Annotated in this window: 14 protein-coding genes and 1 pseudogene; 7 read left to right on the top strand and 8 right to left on the bottom strand. The window is 70.7% G+C overall.

Annotated features, from left to right (window positions below; all coding sequences use genetic code 11):
• Window positions 1-24: 24 nt before the first annotated feature.
• From FHX45_RS09540 to FHX45_RS09530, 3 genes are read right to left on the bottom strand one after another with little or no spacing between them, the layout of a single operon-like run.
• Window positions 25-837: an ABC transporter permease gene (locus FHX45_RS09540; protein ID WP_167098900.1), complete on the bottom strand. Its 813-nt coding sequence runs from the start codon at window positions 835-837 to the stop codon at window positions 25-27.
• Window positions 797-1,603 carry an ABC transporter ATP-binding protein gene (locus FHX45_RS09535; RefSeq protein ID WP_167098898.1) on the bottom strand — a complete coding sequence of 269 codons (807 nt, stop codon included), beginning with the start codon at window positions 1,601-1,603 and terminating at the stop codon, window positions 797-799. The genes FHX45_RS09540 and FHX45_RS09535 overlap by 41 nt, the downstream gene beginning before the upstream one ends.
• Window positions 1,600-2,040, bottom strand: coding sequence for a MarR family winged helix-turn-helix transcriptional regulator (locus FHX45_RS09530; protein WP_341771411.1), 441 nt, complete (start codon window positions 2,038-2,040; stop codon window positions 1,600-1,602). Before FHX45_RS09530 ends, FHX45_RS09535 begins: the two co-directional genes overlap by 4 nt.
• A gap of 123 nt (window positions 2,041-2,163) precedes the next feature.
• Here FHX45_RS09530 and FHX45_RS09525 point away from each other — a divergent pair, with 123 nt between their 5' ends.
• The gene (locus FHX45_RS09525) at window positions 2,164-2,553 is read left to right on the top strand and encodes a nitroreductase/quinone reductase family protein (protein WP_167098895.1); all 390 of its coding nucleotides are present in this window, start codon (window positions 2,164-2,166) and stop codon (window positions 2,551-2,553) included.
• A gap of 111 nt (window positions 2,554-2,664) precedes the next feature.
• Complete coding sequence (locus FHX45_RS09520; protein WP_341771410.1) at window positions 2,665-4,158, top strand: plasmid pRiA4b ORF-3 family protein; 1,494 nt, start codon at window positions 2,665-2,667, stop codon at window positions 4,156-4,158.
• A 30-nt stretch (window positions 4,159-4,188) separates the two neighbouring features.
• On the opposite strand, the gene FHX45_RS09515 is transcribed toward FHX45_RS09520, so the two are convergent.
• A complete protein-coding gene (locus FHX45_RS09515; protein WP_167098892.1) occupies window positions 4,189-5,151 on the bottom strand; it encodes a nucleoside hydrolase in 963 nt (320 codons plus the stop codon).
• Between the two features lie 11 nt (window positions 5,152-5,162).
• Here FHX45_RS09515 and FHX45_RS09510 point away from each other — a divergent pair, with 11 nt between their 5' ends.
• Window positions 5,163-5,918: an acyltransferase gene (locus FHX45_RS09510; RefSeq protein WP_167098889.1), complete on the top strand. Its 756-nt coding sequence runs from the start codon at window positions 5,163-5,165 to the stop codon at window positions 5,916-5,918.
• 125 nt (window positions 5,919-6,043) lie between these two features.
• Here the strand turns inward: FHX45_RS09510 and FHX45_RS09505 are convergent, their stop codons facing one another.
• Both FHX45_RS09505 and FHX45_RS09500 read right to left on the bottom strand, forming a co-directional pair.
• On the bottom strand, window positions 6,044-6,580 hold the full coding sequence (locus tag FHX45_RS09505) for an NADPH-dependent FMN reductase (RefSeq protein WP_167098886.1): 537 nt from the start codon (window positions 6,578-6,580) through the stop codon (window positions 6,044-6,046).
• 9 nt (window positions 6,581-6,589) lie between these two features.
• Complete coding sequence (locus FHX45_RS09500) at window positions 6,590-8,014, bottom strand: short-chain fatty acyl-CoA regulator family protein (RefSeq protein WP_167098883.1); 1,425 nt, start codon at window positions 8,012-8,014, stop codon at window positions 6,590-6,592.
• A gap of 226 nt (window positions 8,015-8,240) precedes the next feature.
• On the opposite strand from FHX45_RS09500, the gene aceA reads away from it, so the two are divergent.
• The 3 genes from aceA to FHX45_RS09485 all read left to right on the top strand — a co-directional run bounded on the left by aceA (window position 8,241) and on the right by FHX45_RS09485 (window position 12,203).
• Window positions 8,241-9,527, top strand: a complete 1,287-nt coding sequence (gene aceA, locus FHX45_RS09495) for an isocitrate lyase (RefSeq protein WP_167098880.1) — start codon at window positions 8,241-8,243, stop codon at window positions 9,525-9,527.
• A 66-nt stretch (window positions 9,528-9,593) separates the two neighbouring features.
• Window positions 9,594-11,201: a malate synthase A gene (aceB, locus tag FHX45_RS09490; RefSeq protein WP_167098877.1), complete on the top strand. Its 1,608-nt coding sequence runs from the start codon at window positions 9,594-9,596 to the stop codon at window positions 11,199-11,201.
• Window positions 11,202-11,414: 213 nt separating this feature from the next.
• Window positions 11,415-12,203, top strand: coding sequence for a S1 family peptidase (locus tag FHX45_RS09485; RefSeq protein ID WP_167098874.1), 789 nt, complete (start codon window positions 11,415-11,417; stop codon window positions 12,201-12,203).
• A 667-nt stretch (window positions 12,204-12,870) separates the two neighbouring features.
• On the opposite strand, the gene FHX45_RS09480 is transcribed toward FHX45_RS09485, so the two are convergent.
• A complete protein-coding gene (locus FHX45_RS09480; RefSeq protein ID WP_167098871.1) occupies window positions 12,871-13,410 on the bottom strand; it encodes a TetR/AcrR family transcriptional regulator in 540 nt (179 codons plus the stop codon).
• A 90-nt stretch (window positions 13,411-13,500) separates the two neighbouring features.
• On the opposite strand from FHX45_RS09480, the gene FHX45_RS09475 reads away from it, so the two are divergent.
• Window positions 13,501-13,959, top strand: a complete 459-nt coding sequence (locus tag FHX45_RS09475) for a nuclear transport factor 2 family protein (protein ID WP_167098868.1) — start codon at window positions 13,501-13,503, stop codon at window positions 13,957-13,959.
• Between the two features lie 243 nt (window positions 13,960-14,202).
• On the opposite strand, the pseudogene FHX45_RS09470 reads toward FHX45_RS09475, so the two are convergent.
• Window positions 14,203-15,453, bottom strand: a pseudogene (locus tag FHX45_RS09470) (glycosyltransferase family 4 protein); the annotation flags it as partial.
• Between the last annotated feature and the right edge of the window lie 291 nt (window positions 15,454-15,744).

The following is a 15,744-nucleotide window of genomic DNA, read 5'->3' as shown; positions in this document are numbered from 1 at the left end:
ACCCCCGGCGTGGAGTGGGCAAACTCACCTCACGAGCCGTCCGAGCAGGGCGGATGCGACCGCGATGGCGACCGAGGCGGACCCGGTGAGCACCGCGAAGTCCACCCAGAGGTGGTGCGGGGTGCCGATGAGCAGGCCGCGCAGGGCGTCCACCTCGTAACTGAGCGGGTTCACGCGGCTGAGTACACGCAGCCAATCCGGCATCAGGTCCACCGGATAGAGCGCATTGGAGCCGAAGAACAACGGCATCGTGATCGCCTGCCCGATGCCCATCAGCCGTTCGCGGGACAGCACGAGCCCGGCGATGACGATCGACAGGCAGCAGAAGAACGCCGAACCGAGCACCACGGCGAGCGCGGCGCCGATCAGTTTCAGCGGGTTGGCGGTCAGGCCGACACCCAGGATCGCGGCGAGGACGAGCACGATCACCGCCTGCACGAACGCCCGCACCCCGGCCGCGAACGCCTTGCCGGTGACCAGCGCGGCGCGCGGTGTCGGCGTGACCAGCAGCTTGCCCAGCACGCCCGCGTCGCGTTCCCAGATGATCTGGATCCCGTAGAAGATCGCGATGAACAACGCGGACTGCGCGAGGATCCCGGGTGCGAGGAAGTCCAGGTAGGGCGTGTCCCCGGTCGGGATGGCGCGCAGCCGGGTGAAGGTCTCGCCGAAGATCAGCAGCCACAGCGCCGGCTGGATCGCGCGGGTGACGAGTTCGGAGCGGTCGCGGCGCAGCTTCTGCAGCTCCACCAGGCACATCGTGCCCACGCGGGACAGCAGGCGGCGGACCGGATCGGGTTCAGCCCAGGCGGCGGGCGGTGCGTCGAGCGGCGCGGACACCTCGCATCCCTCCCTTGTCGGTGTCGTCGAACGCGTCACCGGTGACCGCCCGGAAGACGTCGTCCAAAGTGGACCCCGGCCCCAGCTGCGCCCGCAGGTCGGCGGGGCTGCCCAGGGCGCGGACTCGGCCGCGGTGCATGAGCGCGACCTGCTCGCAGTACTGCTCGGCCTCCTCCATGTAGTGCGTGGTGACCAGGACCGTCATCCCGGTCTCGGCGCGAACCTGGCCGATGCGCTCCCACACACCGCTGCGGGCCACCGGGTCGAGCCCGATGGTCGGCTCGTCCAGGATGAGCAGCCGCGGCGAGCTGACCAGCGCCTGCGCGAGTTCGAGGCGGCGGATCATCCCACCGGAGTACGTCGCGGCCGTGCGGTCGGCGTCGTCGAGCAGGCCCACGGCGCCGAGCGCGGTGCCGACCTGTTCCGCGCGCTCACGCCGGGGGACGTCGAACAGGCGCGCGAACAACGACACGTTCTCCCGGCCGCTGAGCGAGCCGTCGGCGGAGAGTTGTTGCGGGACATAGCCGATCAAGCGCCGCACGGCCATCTTCCGGCGCGTGACGTCGAGCCCGAAGACCTCGACCGTGCCGGTCCGGACCGGCAGCAGGGTGGTGATCATCCGGATCGTCGTGGTCTTGCCGGCGCCGTTGGGGCCGAGCAGCCCGAACACCTGACCGGCCGGAATCTCCAGGTCGACGCCGTCGACGGCGACGGTGTCGCCGAAGGCGTGCCGGAGGCCGGCGCAGCGCACGGCGGGTGTGGTCATCTCTCCTCCTGGAGTGCGTCGATCAGCCGGCCGAGCGCGGGGAGTGCGGCCTCGATCGCGTCGCGGTCCGCGGCCGGCAGGGTGGCGACCGCCGAGGCGACGAACTCGGTGCGCGTGCGGCGCCAGCTCGCCAGCCTCGTCCGGGCCGCGCCGGTGAGCTCGAGGCGGGCCGCGCGCCGGTCGGCGGGGTCGGCGCGCCGCTCCAGCAGGCCGGCGTCGACGAGCTGGTTGACCAGCGTGCTCACCGAGTTGCCGGCCAGGTGCAACGCCCGCGCGGCCGCGGCGACGCCGATACCGGGGTGGCTCTCGACCACGCGGAGCAATTCGACCTGCCCGGCGCGCAGCGGAGCGTGCGGCAGGGTTTCCCGCACCCGGCGCCGCACCACCCGCCGCAGTCCGGCGGTGGTCGTCATGAGGTTCTCGGCCAGGTCTCGCACGCCTTCACGATAGCTCTGTCTAGGAGCTATTAGCAATGCTCATCATATTACTGGCCGGCCGGAAGTGGCCGGACGGCCGCGAAGTCGCCGCCGCGTGATCGGAAACCTTGGTAAGCATGAACGGTGGCGAAGAGCGCAGAGGAGAAGAAGCGGGCGGCGGACGCGTTCCACCGGCTGATCAACCCGGTGACCAGGCGCATGCCCGGGCAGGTGGTGCTCGAGACGATCGGGCGCCGCACCGGCGTGCCCCGCCAGACCCCGGTCGGCGGGAAGGTCACCGGAGACTCGTTCTGGTTTGTGGCGGGCGACGGCAGGCACGCGGCCTACGTCCGCAACATCGAGGCGAACCCCAAGGTGCGGGTGCGGCTGGGCCGGACCTGGCGCGCCGGCACGGCCCACCTGCTGCCGGACGACGACCCGGACGAGCGGCTGAGGAAACTGCCGTCGTTCAACAGCTGGGTCGTGCGCCGCCTGGGGATCGCGCCGCTGACCGTGCGGGTCGACCTGGACTAGCGCGCGTGGCGAGACCGCGCGTCCCATGATCGACTTGTCGACATCGCTCGGGCTACTGTGGACGGAAAGCACCCGTCCGGGTCCGGCGGCGCGCTCGCTAAAGTCCTGTGGGTGAGTACCGGAATCTCCACCTTGGCGAGTCAGTGCCGCGCGCTCTCCCGCACCAGGGCGCTGGCGAGCTGGGTCGGCGACGGGAGACCCGTTACGCCCAACGGAGTTCTGCGCCCCGCCGACGTGCCCTCGGTCGCCGGGGTGCTGGGCGTCGAGGTGGGCGAGAAGGTCCGGTCCGCCGCGGATGTCGTCACGATCCACCGCCCGTGGGTGGCCGCGGAAGGCGCCGGGCTGATCGAGGTCGGCGTCGAGGAGGCGGTCGCACGGCCCGCACACGACGATCCGGCGCAGTTGTGGCTCAAGGGCCTGGACGCGGTGCTGCGCGCGGAGTCGGCCGACCCGCGGCGCCGGGGCGCGTTCGCGTTGTGCCGCGCGGTGCTCACGGCGCTGGCCAACGGGCCGCTGCTCGACGATCTGGTGTTCTCGGTGCACCGGCTGCTCAAGGGCAGCGAGGACGCCCACGCGGCCGCGGCGAGTTTCGGCGGCACCGGGCCGTTCCCGCTGGACGCGGCGCTCGACGTGCTCACCGAGTTCGGCGCCCTCGACGGGGACCGGAAGGTCACGCCGCTGGGCCAGTGGGCGCTGGAGGAGTGGGCGGCGCGGGAACCGCGCCCGGTCACGCCCGATCTGCCGGCCGGACAGCTGCTGAACCGTCTCGCGCCGCTGCCCGCCGACGAGGCGTGGCACCAGGCGCTGCGCTGGTTCGAGGGCCGGCGGCCGGTGGATGGTGCGGCGCAACTGCTTTACGCCGCCGAATTCGCCTCGCCCGTCGAACGCGTCGCGGCCGTCGAGGTGGCCGCCGGCTTCGGTGACGAGGTGCTGCCGGCGTGGCACAGCGCCCTGAGCTACCGCAACGTGCGGCCGCACGCCGCCGCGATGCTGGCGATGTGGGACGACGGTCCCGGGCTGACCGGAGCGGAGCGGCGGCGCATGGTCACCGAGTACGCCTTGTCCGCGCGGGAGCGCAGCGGGGTCGAGGAGGCGTACCACTACGTCCGCGACCGGGGCGGGCTGGACGCGCTGGAGCCCGAAGCCACGGCGTTGCGGCGCGAGCTCGCCGCCTTCGCCGCCTCGGTGCGGCTCAGCGTGTACCAGCTGAAGATCACGGTGACGGGCCGCAAGCCACCGCGGTGGTGGCGGCTGCTGATCCCGGCGAGCGTGACGCTCGGCGTGCTGGCCGAAGCGCTCGACGCGGCCGGCGAGGAGCACCTCTTCGAAGCCGACGGTGTGCGGTACGCGGACCCGTTCTTCGGCCTCGGCGAGGACAGGGACTCCCACGACGTCCGGCTGTCGCACGTGCTGGTGCGGCCGGGCACGAGCCTGCGGTTCGTCCTCGGCGGCGCCGAACACGTGGTGACCTGCGAGAAGATCCTCGACCCGGATCCGAACGCGGACTACCCGCGCTGCACGAGCGTGGCCAAGGGCGCGGAAAGCGTTTCCTCGCGCAACCGCCGCCTCGCCGCGGTGCGCATCCCGCACCCCGCCCAGCCCTAGCGGCGACTCGCCCGTCCGGCCGCCGGGACCTCAGCCGCGGGCCAGACGCTCCAGGATGAACGCGCGCAGCCCGTCCAGGTCGGTGTCCACCGCGACTTCGATCCGGCCCGGCACCACACCGCCCTCCGCGTCCGCACGCAGCGCCTGCCGCCGCCGGTCGACCAGCGTCGCGCCGCGCGCCGGGCCCAGCGAGCACTCCACCTCCACCGGATAGCTCTCGGTGCGCAGGATGCCGGGCCGGATCGCCTCGGCGACCGCGACCGCGTCGTGCAGCACGATCCCGTCCCACCCGAGGGCTGTGCGGTAGTGCGCCAGGTAGTCCGGGGTCAGGGCCGCCAGCGCGGCACCGACCGGGCCGGACGCGGCGAGCTCGCCCAGCCACGCGCTGTCCACCGCGCACCGGTACGTCAGGTCCATCGGCACCAGCACGCACGGCACGGTCTCCTCGACCAGCACCCGCCGCGCCGCCTCCGGGTCGCTCCAGATGTTGAACTCCGCCGCACCGGTCGAGTTGCCACCGGCCAGGCCGCCACCCATGATCACGATCCGGCCGATCTTCTCCCGCACCTGCGGGTGTGCGGCCAGCAGCAGCGCGATGTTCGTCAACGGGCCGATCGGCGCGATCGTCACCGGCTCCTCGGCGGCCTCGAGCAGCGACACCAGCAGGCGGACCGCGCCGCCCGGCTCCAGCGCCCGGTGCGGCTCGGGCAGCGCCGCCGAGCGCCCGGACAGCCCGTCCGGCCCGTGCACGTGACTGGCGCGCCGCAGCTGCGCGTGCACCAGCGGGCGCGCGGCACCGGCGGCCACCGGCACGTCGGCACGCCCGCACAACGCCAGCACCCGGCGGGCGTTGAGCGTGGTCGCCTCGAGCGGGACGTTGCCGAACACGGTGGTGATACCCAGCAGTTCCACGTCCTCGCTCAGCGCCGCCATGGCGATCGCGAAGGCGTCGTCCACGCCCGGGTCCGTATCGATGATCAACGGGAGCGGCATACTGTCAACCTATGACATCGATGTGGGGATCGCCGGTGCTGTCCCGGGTGCAGGCCTGGCGCCGCGCCCGGCGCGATCCGCGACAGGCGAGGTTCCTGACCGCCGAGTCCCTGCGCTGGGTCCTCCGCAACCGGGCCTACACGCCCTGGTACCTCGTGCGGTACTGGCGGCTGCTCAAGTTCCGGCTCGCCAACCCGCACATCATCCTGCGCGGCATGGTCTTCCTCGGCAAGGACGTGGAGATCCACTGCCGGCCCGGATACGGCCGCCTGGAGATCGGCCGCTGGGTGCACATCGGCGACGGCAACGCCATCCGCTGCCACGAAGGTTCGTTGCGGATCGGCGACAAGGCGGTCTTCGGGCGGCAGAACGTCATCAACTGCTACCTCGACATCGAACTCGGCGCCGCGACACTGGTGGCCGACTGGGTCTACATCTGTGACTTCGACCACGTCACAGCGGACATCAACCTGCCGATCAAGGACCAGGGCATCGTGAAGACCCCGGTCCGGATCGGACCGGACACCTGGATCGGCACCAAGGTGTCGGTCCTCCGCGGAACCCGTGTCGGCCGCGGTTGCGTGCTCGGCGCCCACGCGGTCGTGCGCGGCGACATCCCGGACTACGCCATCGCGGTCGGCTCCCCGGCCCGGGTGGTGCGGGACCGGCGGGCCGACTACGAGGCCGACGCCGCCCGCCGCGAGGCCGTCGCGGACATGGCCCGCAAGGCGAGCAAGGCGCTGCAGAAAACGCTGGAACAGCACTAGCGCGCAGCCGCGGTCGGCCAAGCCGCCGCCGGGAGCGGCGAACACGCCGGTAGGTGCGCGTGTTTGCCGTTGGTCGCGCCGTGTTCGCCGCTCGTGGCGCCGTGTTTGCCGGAGTGTTGGCCGGCTCAGCCGGTGGCCAGCGCGCTGAGCGCCTTCCGCGCCTGCTCGCGGACGGCGTCGTCGTGGACGAGACCGTCCACGCCGACCGCGTTCCGCGGGACGGGGATGTGCACGCATGCGTCCTCGACGATCCGCGTGCTCAGGTAGCCGAGCACGGTCCGCAATGACGCGTGCGCCCCGGCGGCTCCGGTGATCGAGGACGACACGTTGATCCATGCCACCGGCTTGCCGTCCATCGCCTCGGAGCCGACCGCCCAGTCCAGGAGGTTCTTGAAGGACCCGGGCAGTGCACCCGCGTACTCCGGGGTGCACAGCAGCACCGCGTCCGCTTCCGTCAGCTGTCCGCGCAGGTCGGCAACGGCCGCCGGCAACGGGTCCCGGTCGTCGTCCGGATCGAAGTGCGGCAGCGACCGCAGACCCTCGTAGATGTCGACCGCAGCGCCTTCGGGCACGACGGCTCGCGCGGTGGCGAGCATCGCCGAATTGGTCGAGCCCGCCCGCGTGCTCCCGCTGATCGCAAGGATCCGAAAGATCTTCGTCATGTCGCTACGTCAGCCCTTGGGCACCGCCGGGTACGGAACGAAGGTGCTGGTGTTCTCGTCGACCGTGAGCTGTTTGCCGATCGTCGGGAACGCGCGCTGCGGGCAGGCCGGGCGTTCGCACACCTTGCAGCCCATGCCGATCGGGGTGGCGGCCGCCCTGGCGTCCAGGTCCAGGCCCGTCGAGTAGATCAGCCGGCCGGCGTGGCGGAGTTCGCAGCCGAGCCCGACGCTGAACATCTTGCCCGGGCTGCCGTACCCGCCGATGTTGCGGGACACCGTCCGCGCGATCCAGAAGTAGCTCTTGCCGTCCGGCAGCGTCGCGATCTGGGTGAGGATCTTGCCCGGGGAGCTGAACGCCTCGTAGACGTTCCACAGCGGGCACGACCCGCCGACGCGGGAGAAGTGGAAGCCGGCCGCCGACTGCCGCTTCGACATGTTGCCCGCACGGTCCACCCGCACGAAGGAGAACGGCACGCCGCGCCGCTTCGGCCGCTGGAGGGTGGACAGGCGGTGGCACACCGTCTCGAAGCCGACGCCGAAGTGGTCGCACAGCCGCTCGATGTCGTAGCGGAAGCTCTCCGCAGTGGACAGGAACGGCCCGTACGGCAGGATCAGTGCCCCGGCGAAGTAGTTGGCCAGCCCCACCCTGGCCAGTGACCGGGCCGCCGGGCCGGAGAACGCCCACGAGTCGGCGAGCTCGGTGATCAGGTCGTCGTACTCGAGCAGCGCGATCTGCGAAGCCATCCGGAACGCCCGCTGGCCGACGCGCAGGCTCGGGGCGAGCCGCAGGATCTTCGCGTCGGGGGAGTAGCGGTGCTGCTGCCCGGCTGCCTCGTCGATGCCCTCGCTGGTCACCTGCACGCCGTAGTGGTTGGCGAGCCGTTCCTGCAGGGTGTTGTGCACGGCTCCGCGCCGCAGGCCGATGTCCTCGGCCATGCGTTCGGCGCGTTCGTCCAGCTCGGCGACGTAGTTCTCCCGCTCGTAGAAGAAGTCGCGGACCTCCTCGTGCGGCAGGGGGGCCGCGGCGCTGCCGTGCGGTCCCAGGCCGTTCTCGGTGACCAGCGCGGCCGTGCTCTCCACCGCCGCCCGGTAGCTGCGGTGCAGCCGGACCAGGGCCTGCGCGATCGTGGGCAGGTTCTTCGCCAGCTCGTTGAGCTCACTGGTCGTCGCGTCGATGCCGATCGCCTCGTCGAGCAGGGCTTCGCGCACGTCGGCGACCAGGCGGCTGGTGTCGTTGTTGGCGAAGAACTCGGTGTCGACGCCGAACGCCTCGGTGATGCGCAGCAGCACCGGAACGGTCAAGGGACGCGAGTTGTGCTCGATCTGGTTGAGGTAGCTGGGGCTGATTTCGAGCAACCTGGCCAGGTCCGCCTGGCTCATCGACCGGCTCTCCCGCAGGTGGCGCAGCTTCGCGCCGGCGAAAGTCTTCTCCACGACAGGCCCTTTCCGAAGAGCTTTTCCAGACCGCACCGATCACGTGACCGATTCAGTCCCCGGACTTTGCGGCGGCTGCGAAACGCTGTTTCGCAACCTTCACAACATGCTACGCCAAAATTCGCAGAAATTGGCAAATTGGAGCGCTGGCGGTGTTTGCGCAGCGCATGTCATGGTCGAGACAGCAAGCGAGTCATCGCAACGTTCGCAAAGGTGGAGAACTCCCATGGCAGAGCAGCCCAACGAGTTGCAGCAGGAAGCCGCGAAGCTGGAGCAGGAGTGGGCGACCAACCCGCGGTGGAAGGGCGTCAAGCGCTCCTACAGCGCAGCCGACGTGGTGAAGCTGCGCGGTAGCGTCGTCGAGGAGCACACGCTCGCCCGCCGCGGCGCGGAGAAGCTCTGGAAGCTGCTGCACAGCGAGGACTACATCCACGCGCTCGGCGCCCTGACCGGTAACCAGGCGGTTCAGCAGGTGCGGGCCGGCCTCAAGGCCATCTACCTGTCCGGCTGGCAGGTCGCGGCCGACGCGAACCTCGCCGGGCAGACCTACCCGGACCAGAGCCTGTACCCGGCCAACTCGGTGCCCGCCGTCGTCCGCCGCATCAACAACGCGCTCGGCCGCGCCGACCAGATCAACTGGGCCGAGGGCAACAACGACATCGACTGGTATGCGCCGATCGTCGCCGACGCCGAGGCCGGCTTCGGTGGCCCGCTGAACGCGTTCGAGCTGATGAAGGGCATGATCGCCGCCGGCGCCGCGGGCGTGCACTGGGAGGACCAGCTCGCGTCCGAGAAGAAGTGCGGCCACCTCGGCGGCAAGGTGCTCATCCCGACCAAGCAGCACGAGCGCACGCTGAACGCGGCTCGCCTGGCCGCGGACGTGCTGAACGTGCCGACCCTGGTCGTCGCCCGCACCGACGCGCAGGCCGCCACGCTGATCACCAGCGACGTGGACGAGCGCGACCAGAAGTACATCACCGGTGAGCGCACCTCCGAGGGCTTCTACAAGGTCCGCAACGGCATCGAGCCGTGCATCGACCGCGGCCTGGCCTACGCCGAGTACGCCGACCTGCTGTGGATGGAGACCTCCACGCCGGACCTCGAGGTCGCCCGCCAGTACGCCGAGGCGATCAAGGCGAAGTACCCGGACCAGATGCTCGCCTACAACTGCTCGCCGTCGTTCAACTGGCGCAAGCACCTCGACGACGCGACCATCGCGAAGTTCCAGCGGGAGCTGGGCCACATGGGCTACAAGTTCCAGTTCATCACGCTGGCCGGCTTCCACGCCCTGAACTACTCGATGTTCGACCTGGCGCACGGCTACGCCCGGGAGGGCATGACCGCCTACGTCGACCTGCAGGAGCGCGAGTTCGCTTCGGAGGAGCGCGGCTACACCGCCACGAAGCACCAGCGCGAGGTCGGCACCGGCTGGTTCGACCTGGTCAGCACCGCGCTGAACCCGGAGAGCTCGACCACCGCGCTCACCGGTTCCACCGAAGAAGCCCAGTTCTAGAAAGAGTCGCGAGCGGCCAGGGTGCGCTCGCCCTGGCCGCTCGCGGCCCCTCCAGGAAGGCTTGCCATGTCTCACAGGTTCACCTCGCAGATCGAGGTCGCCGGCCCGGCCGGCGAGCGGTACGACGAGATCCTCACCCCGGCGGCGCTGGCCTTCATCGCGCAGCTGGACAACGAGTTCGCGGGACGGCGGTGCGAACTGCTCGACGAGCGGCGGCTGCGGCGGGAGAAGCTCGCCAGCGGCGAGGAGCCCCTCGACTTCCGCCCGGAGACCCGGTGGATCCGCAACGACGACTCCTGGCAGGTGGCGCCCGCGGCGCCCGGCCTGGAGGACCGCCGCGTGGAGATCACCGGCCCGACCGACCGCAAGATGACCGTGAACGCGCTGAACTCCGGCGCGAAGGTGTGGCTGGCCGACTTCGAGGACGCGACCTCGCCGACCTGGCCGAACGTCATCGGCGGGCAGCTGAACCTGTACGACGCCATCCGGCGCAACATCGACTTCACCACCGAGTCGGGCAAGCGCTACACCATCGGTGACAACCCGGCAACCATCGTGGTCCGGCCGCGGGGCTGGCACCTGGTCGAAAAGCACCTGCGCATCGACGGCCGGCCGGTCTCGGCCAGCCTCGTGGACTTCGGGCTCTACCTGTTCCACAACGCGCGCCAGCTGCTGGCGCGGGGCAGCGGGCCGTACTTCTACCTGCCCAAGCTGGAGAACCACCTGGAGGCGCGGCTGTGGAACGACGTGTTCCGCTTCGCGCAGCAGGAACTGGGCATCCCGCAGGGCACGATCAGGGCGACCGTCCTGATCGAGACGATCACCGCGGCCTTCGAGATGGACGAGATCCTCTACGAGCTGCGGGAGCACGCGGCCGGCCTGAACGCCGGGCGCTGGGACTACATCTTCAGCATCATCAAGAACTTCGGCGATGCGGGCGCGGACTTCGTCCTGCCCGACCGCGCCCAGGTGACGATGACCGCGCCGTTCATGCGTGCGTACACCGAGCTGCTGGTCCAGACCTGCCACAAGCGCGGTGCGCATGCCATCGGGGGCATGGCGGCCTTCATCCCGAGCAAGGACCCGGAGGCGAACGCGCTGGCGTTCGAGCAGGTCCGGCAGGACAAGGAGCGCGAGGCGCACGACGGGTTCGACGGCTCGTGGGTCGCGCACCCCGGCCTGGTGCCGGTCTGCCGCGAGGTCTTCGACGAGGTGCTGGGCGGGTGGCCGAACCAGCTCGGCCGGCTGCGTGAGGACGTCTCGGTGACCGCCGCGGATCTGCTGAACGTCGCTGGTGCGGGTGGCGAAGTCACCGAGAAGGGTCTGCGGTCCAACATCAACGTCGCTCTGCGCTATGTGGACTCGTGGCTCCGGGGGACGGGAGCCGCGGCGATCTTCAACCTGATGGAGGACGCGGCGACCGCGGAGATCGCGCGGGCGCAGGTGTGGCAGTGGATCCGCAACGGCACGAAGCTCGACGACGGCACCGCGGTCACCCCGGAGCTGGTGCGGTCCATGCTGGACGAGGAGCTCGCGGGGATCCGCGCCGACCTGGGTGCGGAGGCCAAACTGGACGACGCGCGGGCGATCTTCGTCGAGACGGCTCTCGGCGAGAAGCTGCCGAACTTCCTCACCACCGGTGCGTACGCGCGTTATCTGACCGATCTGGTGTAGAGGGACTCCGGTTTTCCCTCTCCTGACGGGGAAAGCCGGCTCGCGCTGGCTGTGGCCGGACAGCGCGGACACTCGGGCCCGGTAGGTATGCTCCGCCTACCGGGCCCGACTTGTGCCAGGAAATTTCTGTCTTTCGGTAGATGTGTAGAACCGGCTCGAAGCGCAATCCTGGAGTGCAGCAATGTTGATCCAGGGGTGCCGAAGGAGCTGGTCATGATCCCTGTCGTCCGCCGTTTCACCCGTTCGATGGCCGTGCTGGCGGCCGTGGTCGCCGCGTGTGCCTTCGCGCCGGCCGCACAGGCGGAGCCGGGGGTCGTGGGTGGCGCACCCGCGAACATCGCCGACTACCCGTTCATCGTGGCGCTGACCGATCCCACCGGCCTCCAGTTCTGCGGTGGCACCCTGGTCGCGCCGGACAAGGTGCTGACGGCGGCGCACTGCGCACAAGGGGAAAGCCCGTCCGCCCTGCGGGTCGTGAGCGGTCGGACGCGCCTCAGTGGACGTGACGGCACGGTGTCCACTGTGTCCCGCGTCTGGGTGCACCCGAAGTTCAGGGACGCCACGAAGGGCTACGACGTGGCCATGCTGTCCTTGACACAGCCCGCGTCCGGGCAGCCGCTGCCGATGGCCACGAAGGACGATCCCGGCTACCAGGCGGGCACGGACGCGACGATCCTGGGGTGGGGCAACACGGCGCCGATGGGCGACTCGTCGGACGTCCTGCTGAAGGCCACGGTCCCCATCACGAGCGACGATTATTGCGCGAAGGCGTACTCGCAATACGTCCCCACGGCGATGGTGTGCGCGGGGTTTCCCCAGGGTGGGGTGGACACCTGCCAGGGTGACTCCGGAGGTCCTCTGGTGGCCGGCGGACACCTCATCGGAGTCGTCTCCTGGGGTGAGGGCTGTGCCGAACCGGGGAAGCCCGGAGTCTACGCCCGCGTTGGCTCCTATCACGACGAACTGCAAGCGCAGCTGACCCCGCCGGAGGTGCTGCCTTAACCCTGCGGCGCCCAGGTCTGGACCCTGCGGCAGCCACACCAGCGCTGCCGTGGCTCCTGCCACTTCCGGTCGCACTGCCCATGGTCTCGGGGTTCTTGCGGGATTGGGTTGCGCGCGGACTGGTGGTGTCTTGCGGGTGTGCGGGCGCGGTCTCCTGCTTACTGCCCGGTCTTCCTTGCGGCAGCGTGGGAGCGGCGTCCGCCTGGCCGGTTCCGCCGGCCGCCTGGTCGGGCTGCCAGGTGGTCAGTGGGGTGGTCCAGCCGGCTTGGTCACCTCGTTCACTGGCCGAACCGGGCCGGGCTGGTTCGGTTTGTGGTCGGCCTGGCGGGGCTGGCTTGGGTAGTCGGACTGGCCGGGCAGGCTGCGGGCACCGGCGAACTGAGCGGGGCTGCTTCGGATGGTGGCCGTCACGGCCGGGGTTGCCTGGATCGGTGGCCAACCCGGCAGGGCTTTCGGTCGGTGGCGGCCGGCCCGGCCGGCCCCCACCGGATGGCTGGGCCCGGTTGGCGCTGACTCATGCACTCGCTCGGCTGGCGTTCCCCGGTGGGCGGCCGAACGCTCCGGTGGGATTGACGCCGACTGGTTGGGCCGCTCGGTCGGCCGGCTGTCCCCGATTCGGTGCAGCTACTCCGGTGGCACACCGGCGCGGGATCCGGCTGGCGCCGCGCTAGGAAGCCGTCCGCAGCAGGGTCTCCGCCGCCGTCTTGCTGCTGTCGGCCGCGGCCGGGTCGCCGGTGATTCCGGCGATCACGGTCGCGCCCTCCACCAGCGCGAAGATCTGGTCGCCCAGCGCCTCGGAACCAGCAAGTGCTCGCAGGTAGTCCCGCAGCAGATCCTTGTGCTCCCGCACCACCGCCACGACACCGGGCGCCGCTTCGCCCAGCTCGCCGAAGGAGTTGATGAACCCGCACCCCCGGAACCCGTCCTCGCTGAACCACCGCCGAAGCCAGTCGAACACCGCCGGCACCCGCTCGTCCGGCGGCCGGGCCTCCACGTACTCCGTCAGCGACTTCCGCCACCGCTCGTCCCGGCGGCGCAGGTATGCCTCGACCAGATCACCCTTCGCCGGGAAACACTGGTACAGCCGCTTCAGCGACACACCGGACGCCGCGCGGATCGCGTCCATGCCCACCGCCTGAATTCCACGCGCATAAAACAGCGCTTCCGCCGCGTCGAGCAGCTTGGTCCGTGCCTCGTCGTGGTCCATCACACCCGGTCCTTGTGTGGAGAACGTTCGTTCTCTATCGTATCGCACGAACGGAGAACGATCGTTCTCCACCTGTCGTGAGGAGCCGTCATGTCCGACCGCCCGCCGTTCCCGCCGTTCGACGAGGACACCGCCGCCCAGAAGGTCCAAGCCGCCGAGGACGCGTGGAACACGAGGGACCCGGAAAAGGTCGCGCTCGCCTACACGGTCGATTCGGTCTGGCGCAACCGTGATCAGCACGTCGTCGGCCGCGACGCCATCGTCGAGTTCCTGCGCGGCAAGTGGGAACGCGAGCTCGACTACGCGCTGCGCAAGGAGCTCTGGGGCTTCCGCGGCAACCGCATCGCCGTCCGCTTCCAGTACGAATGCCACGACGCCGCCGGCCAGTGGTGGCGGAGTTACGGCAACGAACTCTGGGAGTTCACCGACAACGGCCTGATGCGCCGCCGCGAGGCCAGCATCAACGACGTGCCCATCGCCGAGTCCGAGCGCCGCATCTTCGGTCCCCGCCCGGATTCCGAACGGGGCCGTTCGCTGCCGGTGTTCTGAGCGGCGCGGGATCGGTACGGACCAGTGAGGCCGGAACGCGGCGGCCGGCGGGCGGGTGATCCGGGCGCCGGCCGCGGCTGGACGGTGGAACGGTCAGCGCGCGGACTTGCGTGTCCCCGCTGGACTTCCCTGCGGCACCCTCTTCCGCGCCGCGGAGGTGTTCCGTGCTGCCGAGGTGCTTAGTGCCGCCGGGGTGTTCAGTGCCGCAGGGGCCTCCCTGGGCGCGGGGGCTTGCGGTGGTTCCGGGTTGAGCACGTTGCCCGTCGGGATCTTGGGCCGGCCGAGCTCACCGTGATCGCGGACCCGCGCCCGCCGGTAGACCTCCACGGTCGTCGCGGCGATCCGGGCCCAGTCGAAGTCGTCGGCGAGGCGGGCCTGTGCGGTGCGGGCCCGGCTCGCCGCGGCGTCGCGATCGCGGAGCACCGAGTTCACCGCCGTCGTCAGCGCGGCCACATCACCTGGCGAGAACGACAATCCGGTGACACCGTCGACGACGACCTCGCCCAGCCCGCCGGCCGTCGAAGCCACCAGTGGTGCCCGCGCGGCTGCCGCTTCGAGTGCGACGATCCCGAACGGCTCGTACCGGCTGGGCAGCACCACGGCGTCGGCCGCCGCCAGCACCGCGCGCAACTCGCGGTCGCGCAGATGCCCGGCGAACTCCACCGCGTGCTGCATCCGCATCCGCCGCACCTGCTTGACCAGCTCGTCCAGGTGCCGTCCCCGCCCGGCGACGACCAGCCGCGTCCCGCGATGCGCCCGCCGGATCTTCGGCAGCGCCGCGATCAGGTCCTGGACCCCCTTCTCCCACTCCAGGCGCCCGAAGAACAACAGCAACGGCTCACCGCGCGGCACGTACTTCTCCCGCGCCCGGGCGACCTCGTCCGCCGCGACCTGCCAGCCCCGTTCCTCGATGCCGTTGTGGATGACCGTGATCTCGTCCGCGGAGACGTCGAACAGCTTCGCGACCTCGGCGCGCATCGCCTGCGAGCAGGTGATCAGCGCGTCCGACCGGTTCGCCAGCCACCACTCCACGGAGTGCACCTGCTGGTTGAGCGGTTGCGACAACCACCCGGAATGCCGGCCGGCTTCGGTGGCGTGGACCGTCCCCACCAGTGGCCGGCGCAGGGTGCCGGCCAGGCTGATCGCCGGGTGCGCCACCAGCCAGTCGTGGGCATGGACGACGTCCGGCTGCCATGTGCGCGCCAGCTCGAGCCCGGCGCGGACCATGGCGTGGCCCATCGCCAGCGTCCACGCCACCAGGTCGCGCTCGAACGTCACGTGCATCGGATCCTCGGCCACCCGGATCACCCGCACGCCCTCGACCACGAGGTCCGTCGTGGGATGCGTGTGGGCGTCGGTGCCGGCCGGGTGGCGGGAGAGCACCACGACCTCGTGCCCGTCCCGGGCGAGGTGCCGGGCGAGCGCGTGCACATGGCGAGCGAGCCCGCCGACCACGACGGGCGGGTACTCCCAGGACAGCATCAGCACGCGCATGCCAGGAGGTTACTCACTGGTCAACTAAGAACAGAACCACCTGAACGACCCACGTGGACGGGCGTGATGTCGATCACAACTTGGGCGAGTGGACGTCGGCGCCGTGGTGGCTGGTGATGGTGCCGGGACACCGAGTGGCGAGGGGATGGCTGGTGGCGGTGTGGCTGCGCGGGTGTCGAGCGGTGGGCGCACGGTCGGCGCCGCGGGTGGTGCGGTGACCGAGCGGTGACGCTTGTGCGGCGCGCACCTGGCGTGGCAGGTGGCCGGACGCGGAGGTGCGAGGGTGGGTGG

This window comes from Amycolatopsis granulosa, from assembly GCF_011758745.1.
In the GTDB taxonomy this organism is placed as follows: domain Bacteria; phylum Actinomycetota; class Actinomycetes; order Mycobacteriales; family Pseudonocardiaceae; genus Amycolatopsis_E; species Amycolatopsis_E granulosa.
This window is presented reverse-complemented; position numbering and strand designations above follow the sequence as displayed.

What these genes read in the sequence shown, in the direction of transcription:
- FHX45_RS09485 (WP_167098874.1), top strand. Translation starts at nt 11,415, where the DNA reads ATGATCCCTGTCGTCCGCCGTTTCACCCGTTCGATGGCCGTGCTGGCG.
- FHX45_RS09535 (WP_167098898.1), bottom strand. Translation starts at nt 1,603, where the DNA reads ATGACCACACCCGCCGTGCGCTGCGCCGGCCTCCGGCACGCCTTCGGC.
- aceA (WP_167098880.1), top strand. Translation starts at nt 8,241, where the DNA reads ATGGCAGAGCAGCCCAACGAGTTGCAGCAGGAAGCCGCGAAGCTGGAG.
- aceB (WP_167098877.1), top strand. Translation starts at nt 9,594, where the DNA reads ATGTCTCACAGGTTCACCTCGCAGATCGAGGTCGCCGGCCCGGCCGGC.
- FHX45_RS09515 (WP_167098892.1), bottom strand. Translation starts at nt 5,151, where the DNA reads ATGCCGCTCCCGTTGATCATCGATACGGACCCGGGCGTGGACGACGCC.
- FHX45_RS09475 (WP_167098868.1), top strand. Translation starts at nt 13,501, where the DNA reads ATGTCCGACCGCCCGCCGTTCCCGCCGTTCGACGAGGACACCGCCGCC.
- FHX45_RS09480 (WP_167098871.1), bottom strand. Translation starts at nt 13,410, where the DNA reads ATGGACCACGACGAGGCACGGACCAAGCTGCTCGACGCGGCGGAAGCG.
- FHX45_RS09510 (WP_167098889.1), top strand. Translation starts at nt 5,163, where the DNA reads ATGACATCGATGTGGGGATCGCCGGTGCTGTCCCGGGTGCAGGCCTGG.
- FHX45_RS09505 (WP_167098886.1), bottom strand. Translation starts at nt 6,580, where the DNA reads ATGACGAAGATCTTTCGGATCCTTGCGATCAGCGGGAGCACGCGGGCG.